This is a genomic window from Amycolatopsis sp., from assembly GCF_025464955.1.
Taxonomy (GTDB): domain Bacteria; phylum Actinomycetota; class Actinomycetes; order Mycobacteriales; family Pseudonocardiaceae; genus Amycolatopsis.
Window position 1 is genome coordinate 17,100 of sequence record NZ_JAODNM010000016.1, and the last position, 18,123, is coordinate 35,222.

Annotated in this window: 15 protein-coding genes; 7 read left to right on the forward strand and 8 right to left on the reverse strand. The window is 69.0% G+C overall.

Annotation, left to right across the window (positions count from 1 at the left end; all coding sequences use genetic code 11):
* Positions 1–113: 113 nt before the first annotated feature.
* Entirely contained in the window at positions 114–1,073 is a 960-nt protein-coding gene (locus JWQ81_RS02135) for an ABC transporter substrate-binding protein (RefSeq protein WP_297537038.1), read from the forward strand.
* Here the strand turns inward: JWQ81_RS02135 and JWQ81_RS02140 are convergent.
* A complete protein-coding gene (locus JWQ81_RS02140) occupies positions 1,070–1,669 on the reverse strand; it encodes a hypothetical protein (RefSeq protein WP_297537039.1) in 600 nt (199 codons plus the stop codon). The two genes, JWQ81_RS02135 and JWQ81_RS02140, sit on opposite strands and share 4 nt — an antisense overlap.
* Positions 1,670–1,732: 63 nt before the next feature.
* On the opposite strand from JWQ81_RS02140, the gene JWQ81_RS02145 reads away from it, so the two are divergent.
* The 3 genes from JWQ81_RS02145 to JWQ81_RS02155 all read left to right on the forward strand — a co-directional run bounded on the left by JWQ81_RS02145 (position 1,733) and on the right by JWQ81_RS02155 (position 5,527).
* A complete protein-coding gene (locus tag JWQ81_RS02145) occupies positions 1,733–3,379 on the forward strand; it encodes a DNA repair helicase XPB (protein ID WP_297537040.1) in 1,647 nt (548 codons plus the stop codon).
* 475 nt (positions 3,380–3,854) lie between these two features.
* Positions 3,855–4,613, forward strand: a complete 759-nt coding sequence (locus JWQ81_RS02150) for a DUF4253 domain-containing protein (RefSeq protein WP_366942243.1) — start codon at positions 3,855–3,857, stop codon at positions 4,611–4,613.
* A 74-nt stretch (positions 4,614–4,687) separates the two neighbouring features.
* Positions 4,688–5,527 (forward strand): DUF72 domain-containing protein, encoded by an 840-nt coding sequence (locus JWQ81_RS02155; RefSeq protein ID WP_297537042.1) that lies wholly within the window; start codon positions 4,688–4,690, stop codon positions 5,525–5,527.
* 141 nt (positions 5,528–5,668) lie between these two features.
* Here JWQ81_RS02155 and JWQ81_RS02160 read toward each other — a convergent pair whose 3' ends face one another.
* Positions 5,669–8,500, reverse strand: a complete 2,832-nt coding sequence (locus tag JWQ81_RS02160; RefSeq protein WP_297537043.1) for a BTAD domain-containing putative transcriptional regulator — start codon at positions 8,498–8,500, stop codon at positions 5,669–5,671.
* A gap of 75 nt (positions 8,501–8,575) precedes the next feature.
* Here JWQ81_RS02160 and JWQ81_RS02165 point away from each other — a divergent pair, with 75 nt between their 5' ends.
* Positions 8,576–9,508, forward strand: coding sequence for an o-succinylbenzoate synthase (locus JWQ81_RS02165; protein WP_297537073.1), 933 nt, complete (start codon positions 8,576–8,578; stop codon positions 9,506–9,508).
* 89 nt (positions 9,509–9,597) lie between these two features.
* Here JWQ81_RS02165 and JWQ81_RS02170 read toward each other — a convergent pair whose 3' ends face one another.
* The gene (locus JWQ81_RS02170; RefSeq protein WP_297537044.1) at positions 9,598–10,368 is read right to left on the reverse strand and encodes a nucleotidyltransferase domain-containing protein; all 771 of its coding nucleotides are present in this window, start codon (positions 10,366–10,368) and stop codon (positions 9,598–9,600) included.
* Between the two features lie 127 nt (positions 10,369–10,495).
* Between JWQ81_RS02170 and JWQ81_RS02175 the strand changes: the two genes are divergently transcribed.
* The gene (locus JWQ81_RS02175; protein ID WP_297537045.1) at positions 10,496–10,708 is read left to right on the forward strand and encodes a PspC domain-containing protein; all 213 of its coding nucleotides are present in this window, start codon (positions 10,496–10,498) and stop codon (positions 10,706–10,708) included.
* A gap of 135 nt (positions 10,709–10,843) precedes the next feature.
* Here the strand turns inward: JWQ81_RS02175 and groL are convergent, their stop codons facing one another.
* From groL to JWQ81_RS02190, 3 genes are all read right to left on the reverse strand, one after another.
* Positions 10,844–12,472 (reverse strand): chaperonin GroEL, encoded by a 1,629-nt coding sequence (groL, locus tag JWQ81_RS02180; protein ID WP_297537046.1) that lies wholly within the window; start codon positions 12,470–12,472, stop codon positions 10,844–10,846.
* Between the two features lie 264 nt (positions 12,473–12,736).
* Positions 12,737–14,221: a serine/threonine-protein kinase gene (locus JWQ81_RS02185; protein ID WP_297537047.1), complete on the reverse strand. Its 1,485-nt coding sequence runs from the start codon at positions 14,219–14,221 to the stop codon at positions 12,737–12,739.
* Positions 14,222–14,368: 147 nt separating this feature from the next.
* Positions 14,369–15,010 carry an AIM24 family protein gene (locus JWQ81_RS02190; RefSeq protein ID WP_297537048.1) on the reverse strand — a complete coding sequence of 214 codons (642 nt, stop codon included), beginning with the start codon at positions 15,008–15,010 and terminating at the stop codon, positions 14,369–14,371.
* Between the two features lie 73 nt (positions 15,011–15,083).
* On the opposite strand from JWQ81_RS02190, the gene glp reads away from it, so the two are divergent.
* Positions 15,084–16,301 (forward strand): gephyrin-like molybdotransferase Glp, encoded by a 1,218-nt coding sequence (gene glp / locus JWQ81_RS02195; RefSeq protein ID WP_297537049.1) that lies wholly within the window; start codon positions 15,084–15,086, stop codon positions 16,299–16,301.
* On the opposite strand, the gene JWQ81_RS02200 is transcribed toward glp, so the two are convergent.
* Both JWQ81_RS02200 and JWQ81_RS02205 read right to left on the reverse strand, forming a co-directional pair.
* Positions 16,298–17,536, reverse strand: a complete 1,239-nt coding sequence (locus JWQ81_RS02200; RefSeq protein WP_297537050.1) for an MFS transporter — start codon at positions 17,534–17,536, stop codon at positions 16,298–16,300. The genes glp and JWQ81_RS02200 overlap by 4 nt on opposite strands.
* Positions 17,533–18,096, reverse strand: a complete 564-nt coding sequence (locus JWQ81_RS02205) for a helix-turn-helix domain-containing protein (RefSeq protein WP_297537051.1) — start codon at positions 18,094–18,096, stop codon at positions 17,533–17,535. Before JWQ81_RS02205 ends, JWQ81_RS02200 begins: the two co-directional genes overlap by 4 nt.
* Between the last annotated feature and the right edge of the window lie 27 nt (positions 18,097–18,123).

The window sequence follows — 18,123 nt, forward strand, 5'->3', positions numbered from 1 at the left end:
CATCAAGATCCGAAAGCCGCTCTACGGTGGTACGGCCTGCGGGCGATCGTATTGCCAGTGGACCCTAAGCTCCAGCATGAGTAGCACATTCCCTCGGTACTTGAGAGGCGCAGATGGCGACCCGCTCACGACGGCTCCTATTACCGCTGGTCGCCGTCCTGCTCCTCGCCGGCGGCTGCGGATTGTTTTCCGGCGACAAGTCCGCCCCGCCGCCGCTGGAACGGACGACCTTGCGCGTCGGCGTCGGCAACGCGATCGATACAGCCCCCCTGAGGCTCGCCGTCGCGGACGGCCGGTTCAACCGGGCGGGCCTGAAGATCGACCTCGTCGAGGAGGGCTCGGGCGACGGTCTGGCCAAACTGGCCAGCGGCGACCTCGACATCGCGTTCGCGAACGACGTCTCGATGTTCCGGGCCGCGGCCGGCGGCACGGCGTTGCAGCTGCAGGGCGAGGCGTACACGGCCGGCAGCGGGACGATGGGCCTGGTGACGTTGGCGAACTCGCCCTACACCGACCCGGGGGCCAAGAAGGCGCCGACGATCGCCGTCGACATGCTCGACGACCTGAGCACCCTGGCCGCCCGCTCGGTGCTCGGCACCGCCGGCGTGGACCCGACGAAGATCACCTTCTACCAGTGCCCGTACGACCAGATGACCAAGGCGCTGAACGACGGCGAAGCCGACGCCGCGTGGATGGTCGAGCCGTACATCACCAAGGCGGAAAAGGAGCTGGGCGCGCAGGTCCTCGCCGACGGGGCCCGTGGCGCGACCCAGAACTTCCCGGTGTCCGCCTACGCCTCGGGCCGCGTCTTCGCCCAGGCGAACCCGCGGACGCTGGCGCTGTTCCGCCAGGTGCTCGGCGACGCCCAGGAGTACGCCGCGGACCCGGCAGTCGTGCGGTCCGCGCTGCCGCGTTTCTCGAGCATCGACGCGACGTCGGCTTCGCTCATCGCGCTGGGAACGTATCCGACGTCACTCAACGCCATCCGTCTGCAGCGGGTCGCCGACCTCATGCACAACGCCGGTGCGCTGGCCGACCGGCTCGACGTCCAGTCCCTGCTCCCCCGAGGCTAGATCGACTCGCCAGGGTTGTGGAGGCAGACCGTGCGCTCGGGCGGGCCCACGTAATGAAGACTGACGTCGGCGCTATCACAGGCGCTCGCGGTGCTGCCTTCGTGCACTGAAACCAGCACGCGGGAGTCCGCCGAACCGCACACGACCTTGGCGAGCTTGGTCTCGTCGTCCAGCGAGTTCAGGCAGTCTCCGGTGACGACGTTGAGTGTGAGACACAGCATGAACTGCTGGGAGTTGCTGGAGGTGCCCTCCTCGTAGCGGAACCGCGTGTAGTCCTCGCCCGGGCAGCTCGTCGGCGTCGGTTCCTTCGTTTCGACGCGGAAGGCCGCCGTCGGCGCGCTGCACTTGATCCGCTGGAACTCACCGTTGGCCGGATCTTCGCTGGTGATGCGGAGGCAGTCGCCGACTTCCATGCCGCGCACCGCGTGCGCGATCGTCCCGGCGACGCCCGACACCCCGGCGCCGAGCACGAACGCGGCGAGCACGCTGACCACGATCGCGATCCTCGTTCCGGCACCCAATCCGGGCCTGGGCCTGGCCACACCGTCGGGCGGGGTGTCCAGGTCGGGCTCGCCGCCGATGGGTGGTGTGGTCAAGATGTCCCTCCCGGTTCCCGGCCATCATCTTCCCACTTCGGGAGGGCACGTATAAAGGAGTACGTGAGTGATGGCCCGCTGATCGTCCAGTCCGACAAGACCGTGCTGCTCGAGGTCGACCATGCCCAGGCCGACGACGCGAGGATAGCCATCGCGCCGTTCGCCGAGCTGGAGCGAGCCCCCGAGCACGTCCACACCTATCGTGTCACCCCGCTCGCGTTGTGGAACGCGCGCGCCGCGGGCCACGACGCCGAGCAGGTGGTCGACGCGCTCACCACCTACTCCCGGTACCCGGTGCCCCAGCCGCTGCTGATCGACATCGTCGACACCATGGGCCGCTACGGGCGGCTGCAGATCAGCAACCACCCGACGCACGGGCTGGTGATGACCACCACCGACCGCGCCGTGCTCGAAGAAGTGCTGCGCAGCAAGAAGATCAAGCCGATGCTCGGCGACCGCATCGACCAGGACACGGTCGTCGTGCACCCGTCGGAACGCGGACGGCTGAAGCAGGGCCTGCTGAAGGTCGGCTGGCCCGCCGAGGATCTCGCCGGGTACGTCGACGGCGAAGCGCACCCGATCGCGCTCGACGAGTCCGACTGGAAGCTGCGCGAGTACCAGCGCCAGGCTGTGCAGGCGTTCTGGGCCGGCGGCTCCGGCGTCGTCGTGCTGCCCTGCGGTGCCGGGAAGACCATGGTCGGCGCGGCGGCGATGGCCGAGGCCAAGGCGACGACGTTGATCCTGGTGACGAACACCGTCGCCGGGCGGCAGTGGAAGCGCGAGCTGATCGCCAGGACGTCGCTCACCGAGGAGGAGATCGGCGAATACTCCGGTGAGCGCAAGGAGATCCGGCCGGTCACCATCGCGACGTACCAGGTGATCACCCGCAAGACGAAGGGCGAGTACCGGCACCTCGAGCTGTTCGATTCCCGCGACTGGGGCCTGGTGATCTACGACGAGGTCCACCTGCTGCCCGCGCCGGTGTTCCGGATGACCGCGGACCTGCAGTCCCGGCGGCGCCTCGGGCTGACCGCGACACTCGTCCGCGAGGACGGCCAGGAGGGCGACGTCTTCTCGCTCATCGGGCCGAAGCGGTTCGACGTGCCGTGGCGCGACATCGAGGCGCAGGGCTGGATCGCGCCTGCCGAGTGCATCGAAGTCCGCGTGACGAACACCGACAACGAGCGGATCATCTACGCCACCGCGGAGCCCGAGGAGCGGTACAAGCTCGCTGCGACAGCCGACTCGAAGACCGCGGTGATCAAGTCGATCGTCGCCAAGCACAAGGGTGAGCCGACCCTGGTGATCGGCGCGTACCTCGACCAGCTGGAGATGCTCGGCGACGAGCTCGACGCGCCCGTGATCCAGGGCTCCACCCGCAACAGGGAGCGCGAGAAGCTGTTCGACGAGTTCCGCCGCGGCGAGATCAGCACGCTCGTCGTGTCGAAGGTCGCGAACTTCTCGATCGACCTGCCCGAGGCCTCAGTGGCGATCCAGATCTCCGGGACGTTCGGGTCGCGACAGGAAGAGGCGCAACGGCTCGGCAGGCTGCTGCGGCCCAAGGAGGACGGCCGGCAGGCGCATTTCTACTCGGTGGTCTCCCGCGACACCATCGACACCGAGTACGCCGCCCACCGCCAGCGCTTCCTCGCCGAACAGGGCTACGCGTACCGGATCATCGACGCCGAGGACCTCCTCCGCCCGATCTAGCGGCTGCGGCTTCACGGACCCCTCGGGGCCACCCTTGTGGCGTTCAACGCCACAAGGGTGGTGCTGTGGCGTTGCGGCCCGCGCGCGCCTTTCGTCCACAGGGAAACCGCACTTGCCAGCCCCAACAGCCCCATCGACACCACCAGCCCCACGGGCGCGGGCCTCTGATCCAGTCCACGTCCCCCAGCCGCCCCAGTCCCCGGCTCCCTAGACCGGACCCCGCACGACGTTCCCGCCCGCGCTGTCGTGCGTCGAAGTCCCCCTCAAGCCACCTTCGTTGAACGCACTGCGAGGGTCGCCATGTCGCGGCCTTTAGGGGTCCCTTGCCACCCTCCAGAGGCAGCTGGGGCACGTGTGGCGAGTGGGGCATGACCCCTTCCTCCGAACGGGGGAAGGGGCCGAACGGGCTGGAAATTGTCGTACCCTCGAACTAGTGTTCGAGTCAGTAGCCGAACACCAGTTCGAGGGGATCCTCATGACCGTCCTGCCGATGCGCCGTTTCACACCTTCACCTGAGCTCGTCCTGTCCGCCGGGTCGTGGCACGGGCGGCTCTGGGTGTCCGACGAGCCGCTGGCCGAGCCGCACCGCTACCTGGACTGCGTCGCCGAGTTCGACCGCACCGGCCTGTGGCCCGTTCTCATCCCGCACGACCAGCGCTTCGCGGCCATGAACGAGGACTGGATCGACGACCGGGGCAGGCTCGCGCCGGTCGAACACCGGGTCGGGACGGTCGATCCGGCGGCGGCGCTGGCCCGCTGGTGGGATTCGTCGTGCTGCGGTGGCGCGTGCCTTCGCCCGTTCGGCGCCACCTTCCCAGGGCTCGCGCGCAGGCCTTCGCGCCGGGCGGACCCGTTGGCCGAGGCCGGCAACACCGGGTCCGTGCTGGCGGCCCACAGCAAGTACCGCCTGGGCCTGGTCCAGACCGAGCGGCCCGCCGACATCCCGGCGATCCTGGGCTGGACGGGCATGATCAAGTCGACCGACCAGGTCGCAGAGCTGTCCGCGGTCATGCGGAGCTGGGAGGAGCGGTTCGGCGCCACGCTCATCGCCCTCGGCTTCGACACGCTGGAGTTCGCCGTCTCCGCCCCGCCCCGCAGCCAGGGCCGCGCCCTGACCGTCGCGGCCGAGCACCGCGCCTTCAGCCTGCCCACGTTCACCGGCCAGCCGGGAAACCTGCGCGAGTTCGCCGCCGGGCTCGTCCACACCCGCCGCTGGAGGTTCTCCTGGGCCTGATCACCTCGCTGCCGGATTGCACTGGAGCCGGAGGAGAGCCACGATCGTGGTGAATCTCTCTACGGGAGGTGCGGATGGCGGAAATCCGAATCGGCACCTCGGGCTGGGTGTACCCGCCGTGGCGCGGCGTTTTCTACCCCGAGGGGCTCGGCCGGCGGCGCGAGCTGGACTACCTCTCGCGGCGCGTGAACGCCGTGGAAATCAACGGATCCTTCTACTCGCTCCAGCGGCCGGAGAGCTACCTCCGCTGGGCCGAGCAGACCCCGGACGACTTCGTCTTCTCGGTCAAAGGTGGGCGGTTCATCACCCATCTGAAGCAGCTGCGGGACGTCAAGGTGCCACTGGCCAACTTCTTCGCCTCGGGACCGCTCGCCCTCGGCGGCAAACTCGGCCCGATCCTCTGGCAGCTGCCGCCGCGGATGACGTTCGACCCCGTACAGCTCCAGGAGTTCTTCACACTCTTGCCGAGAACGACTGGAGAGGCTTCGACACTCGCCGAAAAACATGACGGCAAGCTCCGCGCGGCCGCCTGGACGAACCCCGGCGGCCGTCGGGCGATCCGGTACGCCCTGGAGGTCCGGCACCCCAGCTTCACCTCGAAGGACTTCGTGAACCTGTTACGGGACAACGACATCGCGCTCGTTGTCGCCGATACCGCCGGCAAGTGGCCGTATCTGGACGAAGCCACTTCGGATCTGGTGTACGTCCGGCTCCACGGAGACGAGGAGCTGTATGCCAGCGGTTATGGCGACGCGGCACTCGACGTCTGGGCGGAGAAGATCCGCCGCTGGCACGACAAAGCCCATAAGGAGGTGTACGTCTTTTTCGACAACGACATCAAGGTGAAGGCCCCTGGCGACGCCATGGCACTCGCCGCGAAGCTCGGCATCGACCTGAGATCGTCGGTGGCCTGACACAGGTCCGCCCGACGCTGGTGATCATCTTGGTCGGCCGACAGTCAGCGCACAGTGAGCGGACTCGGGTTAAGTAGCTCACACGGGTCGGCGACCCGCGCGCTGTCACTGGGGGTCAGCGCGCGGGCGGATCCGTAGAGCTCACGCCGATGGGCCGACGAGCGCGGTCAACTTGGCCCGGACGTCGTCAGCGTCGGGGTGCGCAAGCTCGGTCAGCACATGCACAGCGCGTAGCCAAGTCTCCCGGGCTTTGCCGCGGTCGCCCACGCGGAGGTACATCGAGCCGAGCTGGGCCAGCGCGTCGGCCGCTTCGTAAAGCTCGCCGCGGGTGAAGAACAGCTCGACAGCCTGGCTCAAGCAGGAAATGCCTTCGTCGTGTCTGCCCAGCTTCATCAGCGCGTTGCCTCGGCTGTACAACGCAAAGCGTTCGTCCTCGACGATCCCGCCGCGCCGCCAGATCTCCAGCGCGCTGTCGGTCAGCTCCAGTGCCGCTTCGTGGCGACCCATCGACGAGTTGATGTCGCCGAGGGCTTGCAGCACGTCGGCTTCCAGATCGTCGAGGCTCAGCTCCCGGACCAGCCGCAGCGACTCGATCGCGTGACCGTGCGCCCGCTCGTGGTCACCGTTGAACCCGGCGGACAACGCCAGGTTGTACAGAGCGCGGGCCTGCCCTTCGGGCGCGTCGAGCTCCTGCTGGATTTCGAGCACCTGCTCGAGGTACCCGAGCGCCTCGCTGTGCTGGCGCGCCACCGAATGCGCGATTCCGAGGCCACTCAGGATGCCCGCTTCTCCGCGCCTGTTCCCGGCGAGCCGCGAGGCGCGGAGCGCGAGTTCGAACACCGACCGCCAGTCCTCCAGCCGGGCCCGGATCAGGAAATCGGTCTGCAGCAGCCACGCGAGCTGCCAGCACTGCTCGTACCGCTCTTCCCGGTACGCGATGCTCACCGCGGCAATCAGGTTCGACGTCTCCTCGGTGAACCAGTCGAGCGCCTGCTGGTGGCAACCGAACCGGACGCCCATGTCGACGTCGGTGCCCTGCACGAGCCGGTAGTGCCGCTCGGGCCGCAGTAGTCTCGACGCGTTCAGCGCGGAAGTCAGGTACCAGTTCAGCAGCCGGTCGAGCGTTTCGACGCGCACGCGCTCACCGTCCAGCTGACCGGACAGCTCGGCGGCGTACACGCGGATGAGGTCGTGGAACTGGAACCGCCCCGGCCGCGATTCGGTGATCAGGTGCGCCGAGGCGAGCCGTCCGAGGCTCGTCCTCGCCGCCGCGACGTCCACCCCGCCCAGCGCAGCGACGGCCGGCGCGCTGAGGTCGGTGACGGCGGGCAGGCCCAGCAGCCGCAGCAGCTGGGCGGCGTCGTCGTCGAGTGCTTTGTAGGAGTGGGAAAACACCGCGCGGATGTTGGTCTCGTCGCCGTCTTCGAGGTCGAACGAGCCCAGCCTGTCCTCGTCGTACCCGAGCTCGTCGACGAACTCGGCCAGCGGCACATCGGGGAACTGCTCCGCGCGCACCGCGAGGATCCGGATCGCCAGCGGCAGCCGCCCGCAGTAGCGCACGAAATCTTCCGAAGCCCGCGGATCCGAGTTGACGCGGTCGACGCCGATTGTCGCCGCCAGCAAGGTGATCGCGTCATCCTCGGCCAGTTCGCCGAGCGCGATCCGATGCGCCCCGTGGGTGGCGACCAGCGCGCGGAGCTGCCAGCGGCTGGTGACCATCACCAGGCAGCCGGGGCCGGGGAGCAGCAGTCGGACCTGCTCGGTGCGGGCGGCGTTGTCGAGCAGGATGAGCAGCCGGCGGCCGGCGCTGTGGGTGCGCCAGAGTGCCGCGCGGCCGTCGAGATCGCTCGGGATCCGATCGGCCGGGACCCCCAGCGAGGTCAGCATGGTTTCCAGGGCGGCCGCCGGCTCGACCGGGTCGCCCGGGCCGTAGCCACGCAGGTTCGCGTAGATCTGGCCGCCGGGGAAACGGTCCGCCACCTCGTGCGCGAAATGCACGGCGAGGGTGGTCTTGCCGATGCCGCCCATCCCTTCGATGGACGCGATCGGAGTCGCCCCGCGGCCGTCGGTGAGCTGGCCGGCGACGGGTATTTCGGGCATGAGGGACCGCAACGCCTTGAGATCGGCCTCGCGACCGGCGAACGCGCCGAGATCGACCGGCAACTGGAGCGGCACCAGCGGTTCGGGGCCGAGCCGGTAGCGGGAAAGCTCCTGCTCGCTGGACAGGTCGACCGCTTGGTCACCGGTGAGGATTGCCTGGTGGGCGCGCCGCAACGACGCACCTGGGTCCAGCCCGAGTTCGTCGGCGAGCACCTTGCTGATGTCGCGATACACGGCCAGCGCGTCGGCCTGACGTCCGGAGCGGTACAGCGCGATCATCAGCTGCTCGTGGAGCCGCTCGCGCAACGGATTCGCCCTGGTCAGCGCGGTCAGTTCCGGGATCGCCGTGACGTAGTCGCCGAGGCCGAGCATCGCGTCCGCGCGTTGCTCGCGGATGCGCAGGCGCTCTTCCGACAGCTGGGCGACCTCGTCGCGGTGCAGGGCGTCGGACTCGACGTTGAGCAGCGCGGGGCCACGCCACTGGCCGAGTGCCTCGGCGAAGAAGTCCGCGGCTTGGCGGAGTTCGCCCCGGCTTGCCGAGGCCTTGCCGCGGGCGGCGAGGGAACGGAAGCGCGTGAGGTCCAGCGCGTTCTCGTCGACCTCGATCAGGTAACCGCCGCGTGCGGTCTTGATCGGCGCCTGGTCGCCGAGCGCTCGCCGGACCCTGAGCACGTACGTCTGCAGCGCGCCCTTCGACCGGCGCCCGTGGTCGTCGTCCCAGAGCCAGCGGGACAACTCGTCGACGGAGACGACCTGGTTCGGGCGCAGCAGAAGTCCGGACAGCACGATCAGCGGCCTGCTGCCACCGAGCGACACCGGCCGCCCACCTGCTGTGACCTCGGCCGGGCCGAGGACGCGGAACTCGAGCGCCACCGGTTCATTCTGTCCTGATGGACGCCAATCGGCACGTGATTCTCCAAGGACTGCTCCAATGGCATGATCCGGCACATGGACGTCTACGCCATCGCGATGCGAAACCGGTTCCGCAATATCACTGTGCGTGAGGGTGTACTACTCCGGGGAGTCACCGGCTGGGGTGAGTTCAGCCCGTTCTGGGACTACTCAGACGTCGAAAGCGCGCCTTGGCTGGCTTCGGCCGTCGAGGCCAGTGAGCAAGGCTGGCCGGCGCCGGTCCGCGAGCGTGTCGAAATCAACACGACCGTGCCTGTGGTCTCACCCGAGCGAGCGTACGAGCTGGTGTCGGCCTCAGGCTGCAGGACCGCGAAGGTGAAGGTCGCCGACCCGCGGTCGAAACTGGCCGACGACTGCGAGCGTGTCGCGGCGGTGCGTGACGCGCTGGGCGCGTCGGGGGCGATCCGCGTGGACGCCAACATGGCGTGGGACGTCGACACCGCGGTGGACGCCATCAAGGCGCTCGACTCGGCGGCGCGTGGGCTCGAGTACGTCGAGCAGCCGTGCGTGTCGATCGAGGAACTGGCCGCGGTCCGCCGCCGAGTGGCCGTGCGCATCGCCGCCGACGAATCCATCCGCCGCGCCGAGGACCCGATGAAGGTCGCCGTGGCCGGCGCCGCCGACATCGCGGTGCTGAAGGTCGCGCCGCTCGGCGGGGTGCGGCGCGCGTTGGAGATCGCCGAGGCGTGCGGGCTGCCGTGTGTGGTGTCGTCGGCGCTGGAAACCAGCGTCGGGCTCGCCGCCGGACTCGCCCTCGCCGGCGCCCTTCCGGTACTCGACTTCGCATGTGGGCTCGGGACGCTTTCGTTGCTCACCAACGACGTCAGCACTGACACGCTGTCCCCTGTGGACGGTTACCTGCCCGTCCCCCGGACCGCCCCCGAGCCCGACCTCTTCGCGATGTCAGCGGCCGACGACGTCACCCGGGAACGCTGGCTGACCCGCCTCACCCACGTCCGCGCCCTCTAAAGCGGGGCACTTTTGCACAAAAGTGCCCTCGTTGAAAGCTCAACAAGGGCACAAAAGTACAAAAGTGCCCGCTCTGGACGTGCGAGGCGTCAGGCGGGGGTCCAGGAGCGTTGGTGTGCCTGGACGAGCCAGGAGTCGGCCCACTCGGTGTCCGGTCGCACGGGGAGCGGCGACGAGTCGATCAGCTTCTCGAGCTTGCGCTCCAAGCCGGTCGCGGCCTCCAACGCCTCCGCCTTCGTGTGCCGCCCCTGCCGCAGGTCCCGCAACCAGGTCAGCCACGGCTCGGCGACGGGCAGCGAGATGCGACCGGTCTCGAGCAGCTCGACGCCCTGGACGCCGAGACGCACCATGTGCATCGCGAACTTCGTGTCGAAGCCGTACTTCTCGATCAGTTCCGGCCGGTTCGTGCTCGCGCCGCGCAGCCCGAGCATGCGCTGCTGCTGCGCGCGCGAATAACCGAGGAACCGTTGACCCGCCTGGCGCGAAACGATCCGGTCCGCGTTGTCGAGCAGCTCGCGGCCGAGTTCGGTGATCTCGACGATCTCGTTGTCCGGCACGAACAGCGGCAGCAGCACGGTCGGGTTCCCGGCCAGCGCCAGCCGCAGCCACTTGCGCAGCGAGTAGACGGTCAGGTCGAGGTCACCGGGCCCGGAGCGGACACCTTCGGGTTGTGTGCGGTAGATGTACTGCTCGAACCGACGCAGCCCGATGACGTACTCGGGCGGCTCGACGCAGATACCCATCTCGTCGCGGTCGTCCTGGCCGGCGACGGCGGTGCCGTGCAGACCGGAACCGACCTGGCACCGCAGGATCATGCCCCGCTCGGCTAGTGCGGCGAACTCCGGGCTGTCGTGTTTCATGTGCTCTTTGTACGTGCACCGGCCACCGCCGCGCATCTGGTTTTCACCGCCTCAGGGACGAAAGTCCGGGTCTCCTCAGGGCCGTTCCCTGATGTGGCCAGGGTCGTCGACCGGCCAAGCTGGTGCCATGACCAACACCGAGCAGGCCACCACCACCGTCAAGCAGCTCCGCCGCACCCGGGGCGACAAGAAGATGATCTTCGGCGTCTGCGACGGCATCGCCCAGTACCTCGGCGTCGACGCCAACCTCGTCCGGATCGTCTTCGTGGCAGGCATCTTCGCCGGCATCGCGCTGCCGATCTACGCCGCCGCCTGGATCCTCGTGCCGGAAGAGGACTGAACACCGGCTGCCCTCGGACGTGCGTGAAATGCCCGCGAGCGATCGAGAAGCGCACACACGAAGAAAGGCCCGGACCGCCGAAGCGGACCGGGCCTTTCTTGTTTGGCTACACCTGGCCGAAGCCGGGGGCTGGACTCAGAAGTCCATGCCGCCCATGCCGCCGGACGGGTCGCCCTGCGGCGCACCGGCCTTCTCGGGCTTGTCGGCGACGACAGCCTCGGTGGTCAGGAACAGCGCCGCGATGGACGCGGCGTTCTGCAGCGCCGACCGGGTGACCTTGGTCGGGTCCGGGATGCCGGCGGCGAGGAGGTCCTCGTAGACACCGGTCGCGGCGTTGAGGCCGTGGCCCTGGGGCAGGCCCTTGACCTTCTCCACCACAACTCCGCCTTCGAGGCCGGCGTTGACGGCGATCTGCTTGAGCGGAGCCTCGACCGCGATACGAACGATGTTCGCACCGGTGGCCTCGTCACCCTCGAGCTTCAGACCGATGAACGCGGCCTCGGCAGCCTGGAGCAGAGCCACGCCGCCACCGGCGACGATGCCCTCTTCAACAGCGGCCTTGGCGTTGCGCACGGCGTCCTCGATGCGGTGCTTGCGCTCCTTGAGCTCCACCTCGGTGGCGGCGCCGGCCTTGATGACGGCAACGCCGCCGGCCAGCTTCGCGAGACGCTCCTGGAGCTTCTCACGGTCGTAGTCCGAGTCGGAGTTCTCGATCTCGGCGCGGATCTGGTTGACGCGACCCTGGATCTGGTCGGCGTCGCCCGCACCCTCGACGATGGTGGTCTCGTCCTTGGTGATGACGGCCTTGCGCGCGCGGCCCAGCAGCGAGAGGTCCGCCTTCTCCAGGGAGAGGCCGACGTCCTCGGTGATGACCTGGCCACCGGTGAGGAACGCGATGTCCTGCAGGATGGCCTTGCGGCGGTCACCGAAGCCCGGCGCCTTGACGGCGACGGACTTGAAGGTGCCCTGGATCTTGTTGACGATCAGGGTGGCGAGAGCCTGGCCCTCGACGTCCTCGGCGATGATCAGGAGCGGCTTGCCGGACTGGATGACCTTCTCCAGCAGCGGCAGGACGTCCTTGACGTTGGAGATCTTGGAGCCGTAGAGCAGGATGTACGGGTCTTCCAGCTCGGCTTCCTGGCGCTCCGGGTCGGTCACGAAGTAACCGGACACGTAGCCCTTGTCGAAGCGCATACCCTCGGTGAGCTCGAGCTCGAGGCCGAAGGTGTTGCTCTCCTCGACGGTGACGACGCCTTCCTTGCCGACCTTGTCGAGCGCTTCGGCGATGAGCTCGCCGATGGTCGTGTCGGCAGCGGAGATCGAGGCGGTAGCAGCGATCTGCTCCTTGGTCTCGATCTGCACGGCGGCCTTGTGCAGCTGCTCGATGATGGCCTCGACGGCCTTCTCGATGCCGCGCTTCAGGCTGATCGGGTCGGCGCCGGCGGCAACGTTCCGCAGGCCTTCCTTGACCAGTGCCTGGGCGAGCACGGTGGCGGTGGTGGTGCCGTCACCCGCGACGTCGTCGGTCTTCTTGGCAACTTCCTTGACGAGCTCGGCCCCGATCTTCTCCCAGGGGTCGTCAAGCTCGATCTCTTTGGCGATGGAGACACCGTCGTTGGTGATTGTCGGCGCGCCCCACTTCTTCTCGAGCACGACGTTGCGGCCGCGAGGGCCAAGCGTCACCTTGACGGTGTCGGCGAGGATGTTCAAGCCGCGCTCAAGACCGCGGCGGGCTTCCTCGTCGAACGCGATCAGTTTGGCCATTGGGGTGTGGTCCTCCGATATTGAGCGCCACGAACGACAGCAACCGGCTATCCGGCTACGCGCTGCGGCAGGACACTTCCTCGGCCAGGCTCGGTGCCCGCGACGGACGACCCGATCCGGTAACCCGGATCCAGCCTCACCGTCCCGACCTTCAGGCGAGTGATCGGCGACCACCCGCCTGGCACTCGACGGTGTCGAGTGCCAAGTCGTGTTTAGCACTCTCCTGGGTCGAGTGCAAGCAGCGCTGGTGAGAGCGCCGCCGGGTCAGGTCGACGGAACGACGTGGATCGACGGCGGCGGGGCCTGCACGGACGACTGCGAGGGCGCGTTCTGCTGGCCGCTCGGGCCGACCGGGATCACCGGTGCGGGTGAGTTGGTCGACTTGCCGCCGCTGGACAGCACGATGATCACCACGACGACCGCGGCGATCACCACCACACCGAGCCCGATCCACAGCCACTTGAGGCCGCCACCGCGCTTCGAACCCTGCGAGAACGTGGTCGAGCTGCTCGCCGGAGCCGGCGGACGCAGACGCACAGGATCCCCAGGCGGGCCGTATCCGGGAGGACCCTGCTGGTACGACGGCATCCCAGGCGGCGGGGTGCCCAGGCCGTAGGGCTGCTGACCCTGCGGTGGCCCGTAACCGGACGGCGGGCCCTGCGGCGGCATCCCCTGGTGCTGGCCATAGCCCGGCGGCGGACCCTGTGGCTGGCCCTGGTGACCGTATCCCGGCTGGCCCTGCTGACCTGGTTGCTGACCCGGTTGACCCTGCGGCTGACCTGGCTGTTGTCCCCCGTACGGCTGCATGGAGGCCCCTTCTCCCTGTTGTCCCGGCGCCCCCTGCGGCGGGCCCTGCTGCGCTGCCGGAGCCGCCCCCGCGGACCCCGGCGGTTTGTCCGACGTGGCCAGCGGGCCCATCGCCCGGCGCGCCGCGGCGACCATCTCCACACAGCTCGGGTAGCGATCCTTGGGGCTCTTCGACATCCCCTTGCGCACGACCTCGTCGATGGCGTTCGGCAGCGCGACCACGCGGGAGATCGACGGCGGTTCGCCGCTGAGATGTCCCTTGATCACGGTCTGCACGTCGCCCTTGAACGGCGGGCTGCCAGTCAGGCAGGCGAACAGGACGCAGGTCAGCGCGTACTGGTCGGTGCGACCGTCGAGCGGCTCCCCACGCAGGTGCTCAGGCGCGGCGTAGGTCGGTGAGCCGAGGAAGTCGCCACCGCGGGTGCGGTGCCCGGTGGCGCCGCGGCGAGTCAGCCCGAAGTCCGCGAGGTAGACGTGCTCGCGGGTCGTTTCCTTGCTCGTGACCAGCACGTTCGCCGGTTTGACGTCGAGGTGCACCAGCCCGCGGTTGTGCAGTGTGTCCAGTGCGTCGGCGACCTGGTCGAGCAGGTTCAACGCGCGCACGGGCGCGATCGGCCCGTCGGCGATGAGGCTGGCGAGGTCACCGCCGTCGACCATGCGCATGGCGATGTAGAGCATGCCTTCGAGCTCGCCGAAGTCGTAGAGCGGAACGACGTTCGCATGGTCGATCGCCGAGGTGTTGCGCGCCTCGTCGACGAACCGTTCGCGGAACTCGGCGTCCGCGCCGAGATGGTCTCCGATGATCTTCAGTGCCACCTTGCGACCCAGCCGCACGTCGGTGGCTTTGTACGTCACACTCATGCCGCCCTTGCCGAGCACACCGTCGATCCGGTAGTTGCCCAGCCGGCGACCGGTGAGGTCCCCCGACACATCGCCTGTCACGCAGCGCAGCCTAACGCCACGGACAAAGTCAGCGGCGCGAAGTGCCGGTATTGAGCGCGGCAGTGTCCCGGTCTTCGGGCCGAGGTCACGGCGGGTGACATGAACGGACCTTTCCTTCGGGAAAACGGGAGAAAAGGTCCGTTCATGTCACTTTGCGCCACGGCTCGATGCTTCGATCCGGCGTTTACGCGCTTGCACCAGGACTGTGCCCGGACCGGCGAAGTCGAGGGCGAGGCCGTCCCCTGAGCGCACGGACTGGGGCCCGGACGGGTCCACGGCACGCAGGCGGCACTGGACGGAGTCCGGGTACGCGAGCAGGAAGTCCGGCCGAACGGTGACGAGCTCGCCAGGCGCCAACTCGAAGGCGTCGACGGGTCCCGCGGCGGCGAGGACGAGCTGGCCCATGCCGATGTAGTGCTCGAGAAAGCCGACATCGCCGCCGAAGAGCTGCTTCAGCGGCTGCCAGCCCGGGTCGGGCCGGACCGTCGGCGGCCGGACGAGGATCGCGCTCGGCACGACGGACCAGCCGGTCTTGCCGTCGAACTCCAGCGGATAGACGTCACCGGCGTGGGACGGCGCGAAGTCGATCCAGCCGCCCTCCGCCGGGGCGTTGAACACCGAGGGCAGGCCACGGCCGTGCGCCCGGACGCCGCCACGGGCCGGTGGCGTCTCCACCACCCCGAAACTGCTCGCCAACATCGTGTCCGCCAAAGCCTGGACCGCCTCGCCTGGCGACAGCAGCACGCGCGCGACCCCGAAGGTCGGCGCGTGCCTGGTCTGCACCTGCATGAAATCTCCCCTTACAACGCTGTCAAGCGGCCAGAGTCTCGCATGACGGGGGCCGGCAGGCAGGATGGTCGGTGTGATCTCCGTCGATGAGCACCGCCAAGCCGTGACCGCCCTGCTTCCCGTCGCCCCGCCCGTGGCACTGCCGCTCGCCGACTGCGCGGGGCTGGTGCTCGCCGAGGACGTCCGGGCAGGGGTATCGCTGCCGCCGTTCGACAACTCCGCGATGGACGGGTTCGCCGTACGCGCCGAGGACGTCGCCGGCGCGAGTGTCGAGCACCCCGTCAAGTTGCCGATCGCCAACGACATCCCCGCAGGTCGCCTCGACGTCACCGGCCTCGAGCCGGGCACCGCGCACCGGATCATGACCGGCGCGCCGATGCCGCCCGGCGCGGACAGCGTGGTGATGGTCGAGGACACGACCTCCAGCCGCACCGAAGACAGCTGGGACGTGTGGATCACCGCGGCGACCGAGCCGGGCACGCACCTGCGGCACACCGGCGAGGACGTCGTGGCGGGCACCGTCGCGCTGACCCGCGGCACCGTGCTCGGACACGCTCAGCTGGGGCTGGCCGCCGCGTGCGGGCTGGACGAGCTGCGTGTCCATCGGCCGCTCAGGGTGGTCGTCGCGTCCACCGGCTCGGAGCTGGTCGTCGCGCCGGAGCCGTTGCGGCACGGGCAGATCTACGAGTCGAACGCGGTCATGCTGGCCGCCGCGATCCGCGGGCTCGGCTGCGAGGTCGAGATCGTGCGCAGCGTGGTCGACGACGTCGACGAGTTCTCCGCCGCGCTCGTACCGAAGCTCGCCGACGCCGACCTGCTGATCACCTCCGGCGGCGTCAGCGCGGGCGCGTACGAGGTCGTCAAGGACGCCCTGACCGGCGCGGGCGTCGAGTTCCGCAAAGTCGCGATCCAGCCGGGCGGGCCGCAGGGCTTCGGGCGCTGGCACGGGGTGCCGGTCATCACCCTGCCCGGGAACCCGGTGAGCGTGCTGGTGTCGTTCGAGGTCTTCGTCCGGCCGGCGCTGCTGACCGCGCTCGGCCACACCGACGTCGACAGGCACCGCGTGCGCGCCACGCTGACGGAGTCGATGAACTCGCCCGCCGGCCGCCGCCAGTTCCGGCGCGGCTTCTACACGCCGACCGAAGGCCAGGTCACCGGCATCGTCGGCCCGCGAGGCGGCCCCGGTTCCCACCTGCTCGCCGCGTTCACCCAGGCCAACTGCCTGATCGAGCTGCCGGAAGGCGTCAGCGAAGTCGACAAGGGCGACGAGGTCGACGTCTTGCTGCTCTAACGACTCGGGAAGTCGCGAAGCGGGCGGAGGCGGCTGGCCAGCAGGATGCAGACGGCCAGCACCTGCACGCCGGCCATGATCCAGATCGTCTCGCGGACGCCGAGCACCGAGCCGAGGGCACCGGCGAGCACCCCGCCCAGCGGAATCATGCTGTAGTTGACGACAGCCGTGCACGACGTGACCCGGCCAAGCAGCTCCGGCGGGCAGTACTGCTGGCGGAACGTCGTCGTGAGGATGTTGGACGTGCAGACCCCGAGGCCGATGGCGAAGATGCCGGCGACGAAGAACACGAGCCCGGCGCCGGACCGGGTAAGCCCGAGCAGCCCCAGCAGCGGCGCGGCGAGGACCTCGCTGAGCACCATCGTCCGTGCGGTGCCGAAACGGCGGGCGAGCCTGCCGGACACCATCGCCGCCGCGACACCGCCGATCTGGCCGAGCGCGAGCGTGATTCCGGCCGCACCCGGCGAGACGCCGACGTCACGCACGAGGAACACCACCGCGATCGCGCTGAGCCCGGCCAGTGCGATGTTCGACGTGGCGCTGAAGCACGCGAGCACCCGCAAGTAGGGATCACCGAAGACGAACCTCAGTCCGTCGGCCATCTCGCTGCGAAGCCGCCGCCGCGGACCGACACCGCGCCGAGCCCCGCTCGTACTCAGGGAACGCAGGCACAGCGCGGAAACGACGAAACTGAGCGCGTCGGCCAGCACTCCGGACACCGCGCCGAAGGCTTGCGCGATCAGCCCGGCGATCCCCGGCCCGACGACGTCGGCGGTGGACTCGCTGCCCTGCAACCACGCGTTGGCGCCCGGCAGCTGTTCGCTGTCCACAAGGGACGGAAGGTACGAGCGGTAGGCCGTACCGAAGAAGACTTTCGCGCAGCCGCCGAGGAAAGCCGCGGCCAGCAACTGCGCCACGGTCAGCACCCCGAACCACGCGGTGATCGGCACACTCACGAATACGGTGAACGACGCGGCGTCGGCGACCAGCATCACCGGGCGCTGCGGCAGCCTGTCCACCCACGCGCCGGCCGGGAGGCCGAGCAGCAGCCACGGCAGCCAGGCCGTCGCGGTCAGCACGGCGACAGTGAACGTGCTCGCCTGCAACGTCACGACCGCGACCAGCGGCAACGCGACACTCGCGACGCTGCTGCCGAGCAGGCTGGTCGTCTCGCCGATCCAGAGCCGCCGGAAGTCACGCCCGGCCAGGAGCCCAGCGACGCGGGTCGTCGTCACGGCTGCCCAGGCGCACCGAATGCCGACAAGTAGACCGGCTCACGCTCCTGACCGTCGTCGAGCTTGTCGCGGTCACCGAAGCGCGCATACAGGGCGATGAGCTCCTGTCCGAGTTCGTTCAGTTCACCAGGCGAAAGATGCACCCACCTCCCCACGAGATAGGCCGAGTCGAGCCACTCGTCGCGGTAACTGCCACGGTTGGCCAACCAGGCCCTGGCCATGCTCGCGTCGTGCTCGATGTCGAGGGACTCGGCCGCGAACGCCGCCGGATCGTCGCGGAAGTCCAGCGTGGACCACCTCGTCCCGGCCGAAACCCGCTGCCACCAGTGCTCGCGCCGGTCCTTCGCCAACTCCGGCACCTCTTCGACGAGTTCGCTCTCGGCCAGCACTTTCAGGTGATGGCTGACGTTGCCGACGGCTTGCCCGGTGCGCTCGGCCAGCAGGCTCACCGTCGACGGGCCGTGCACCTTCAGCACGTCGAGCAGGCGCCGCCGCAGCGGATGCGACATCGCCGCCAGCACCTTCGAGTCCTTGATTTCCCGTACGCCGCGTTCGACCATGCACCTCAGGTTAGATGCACAAGAGTT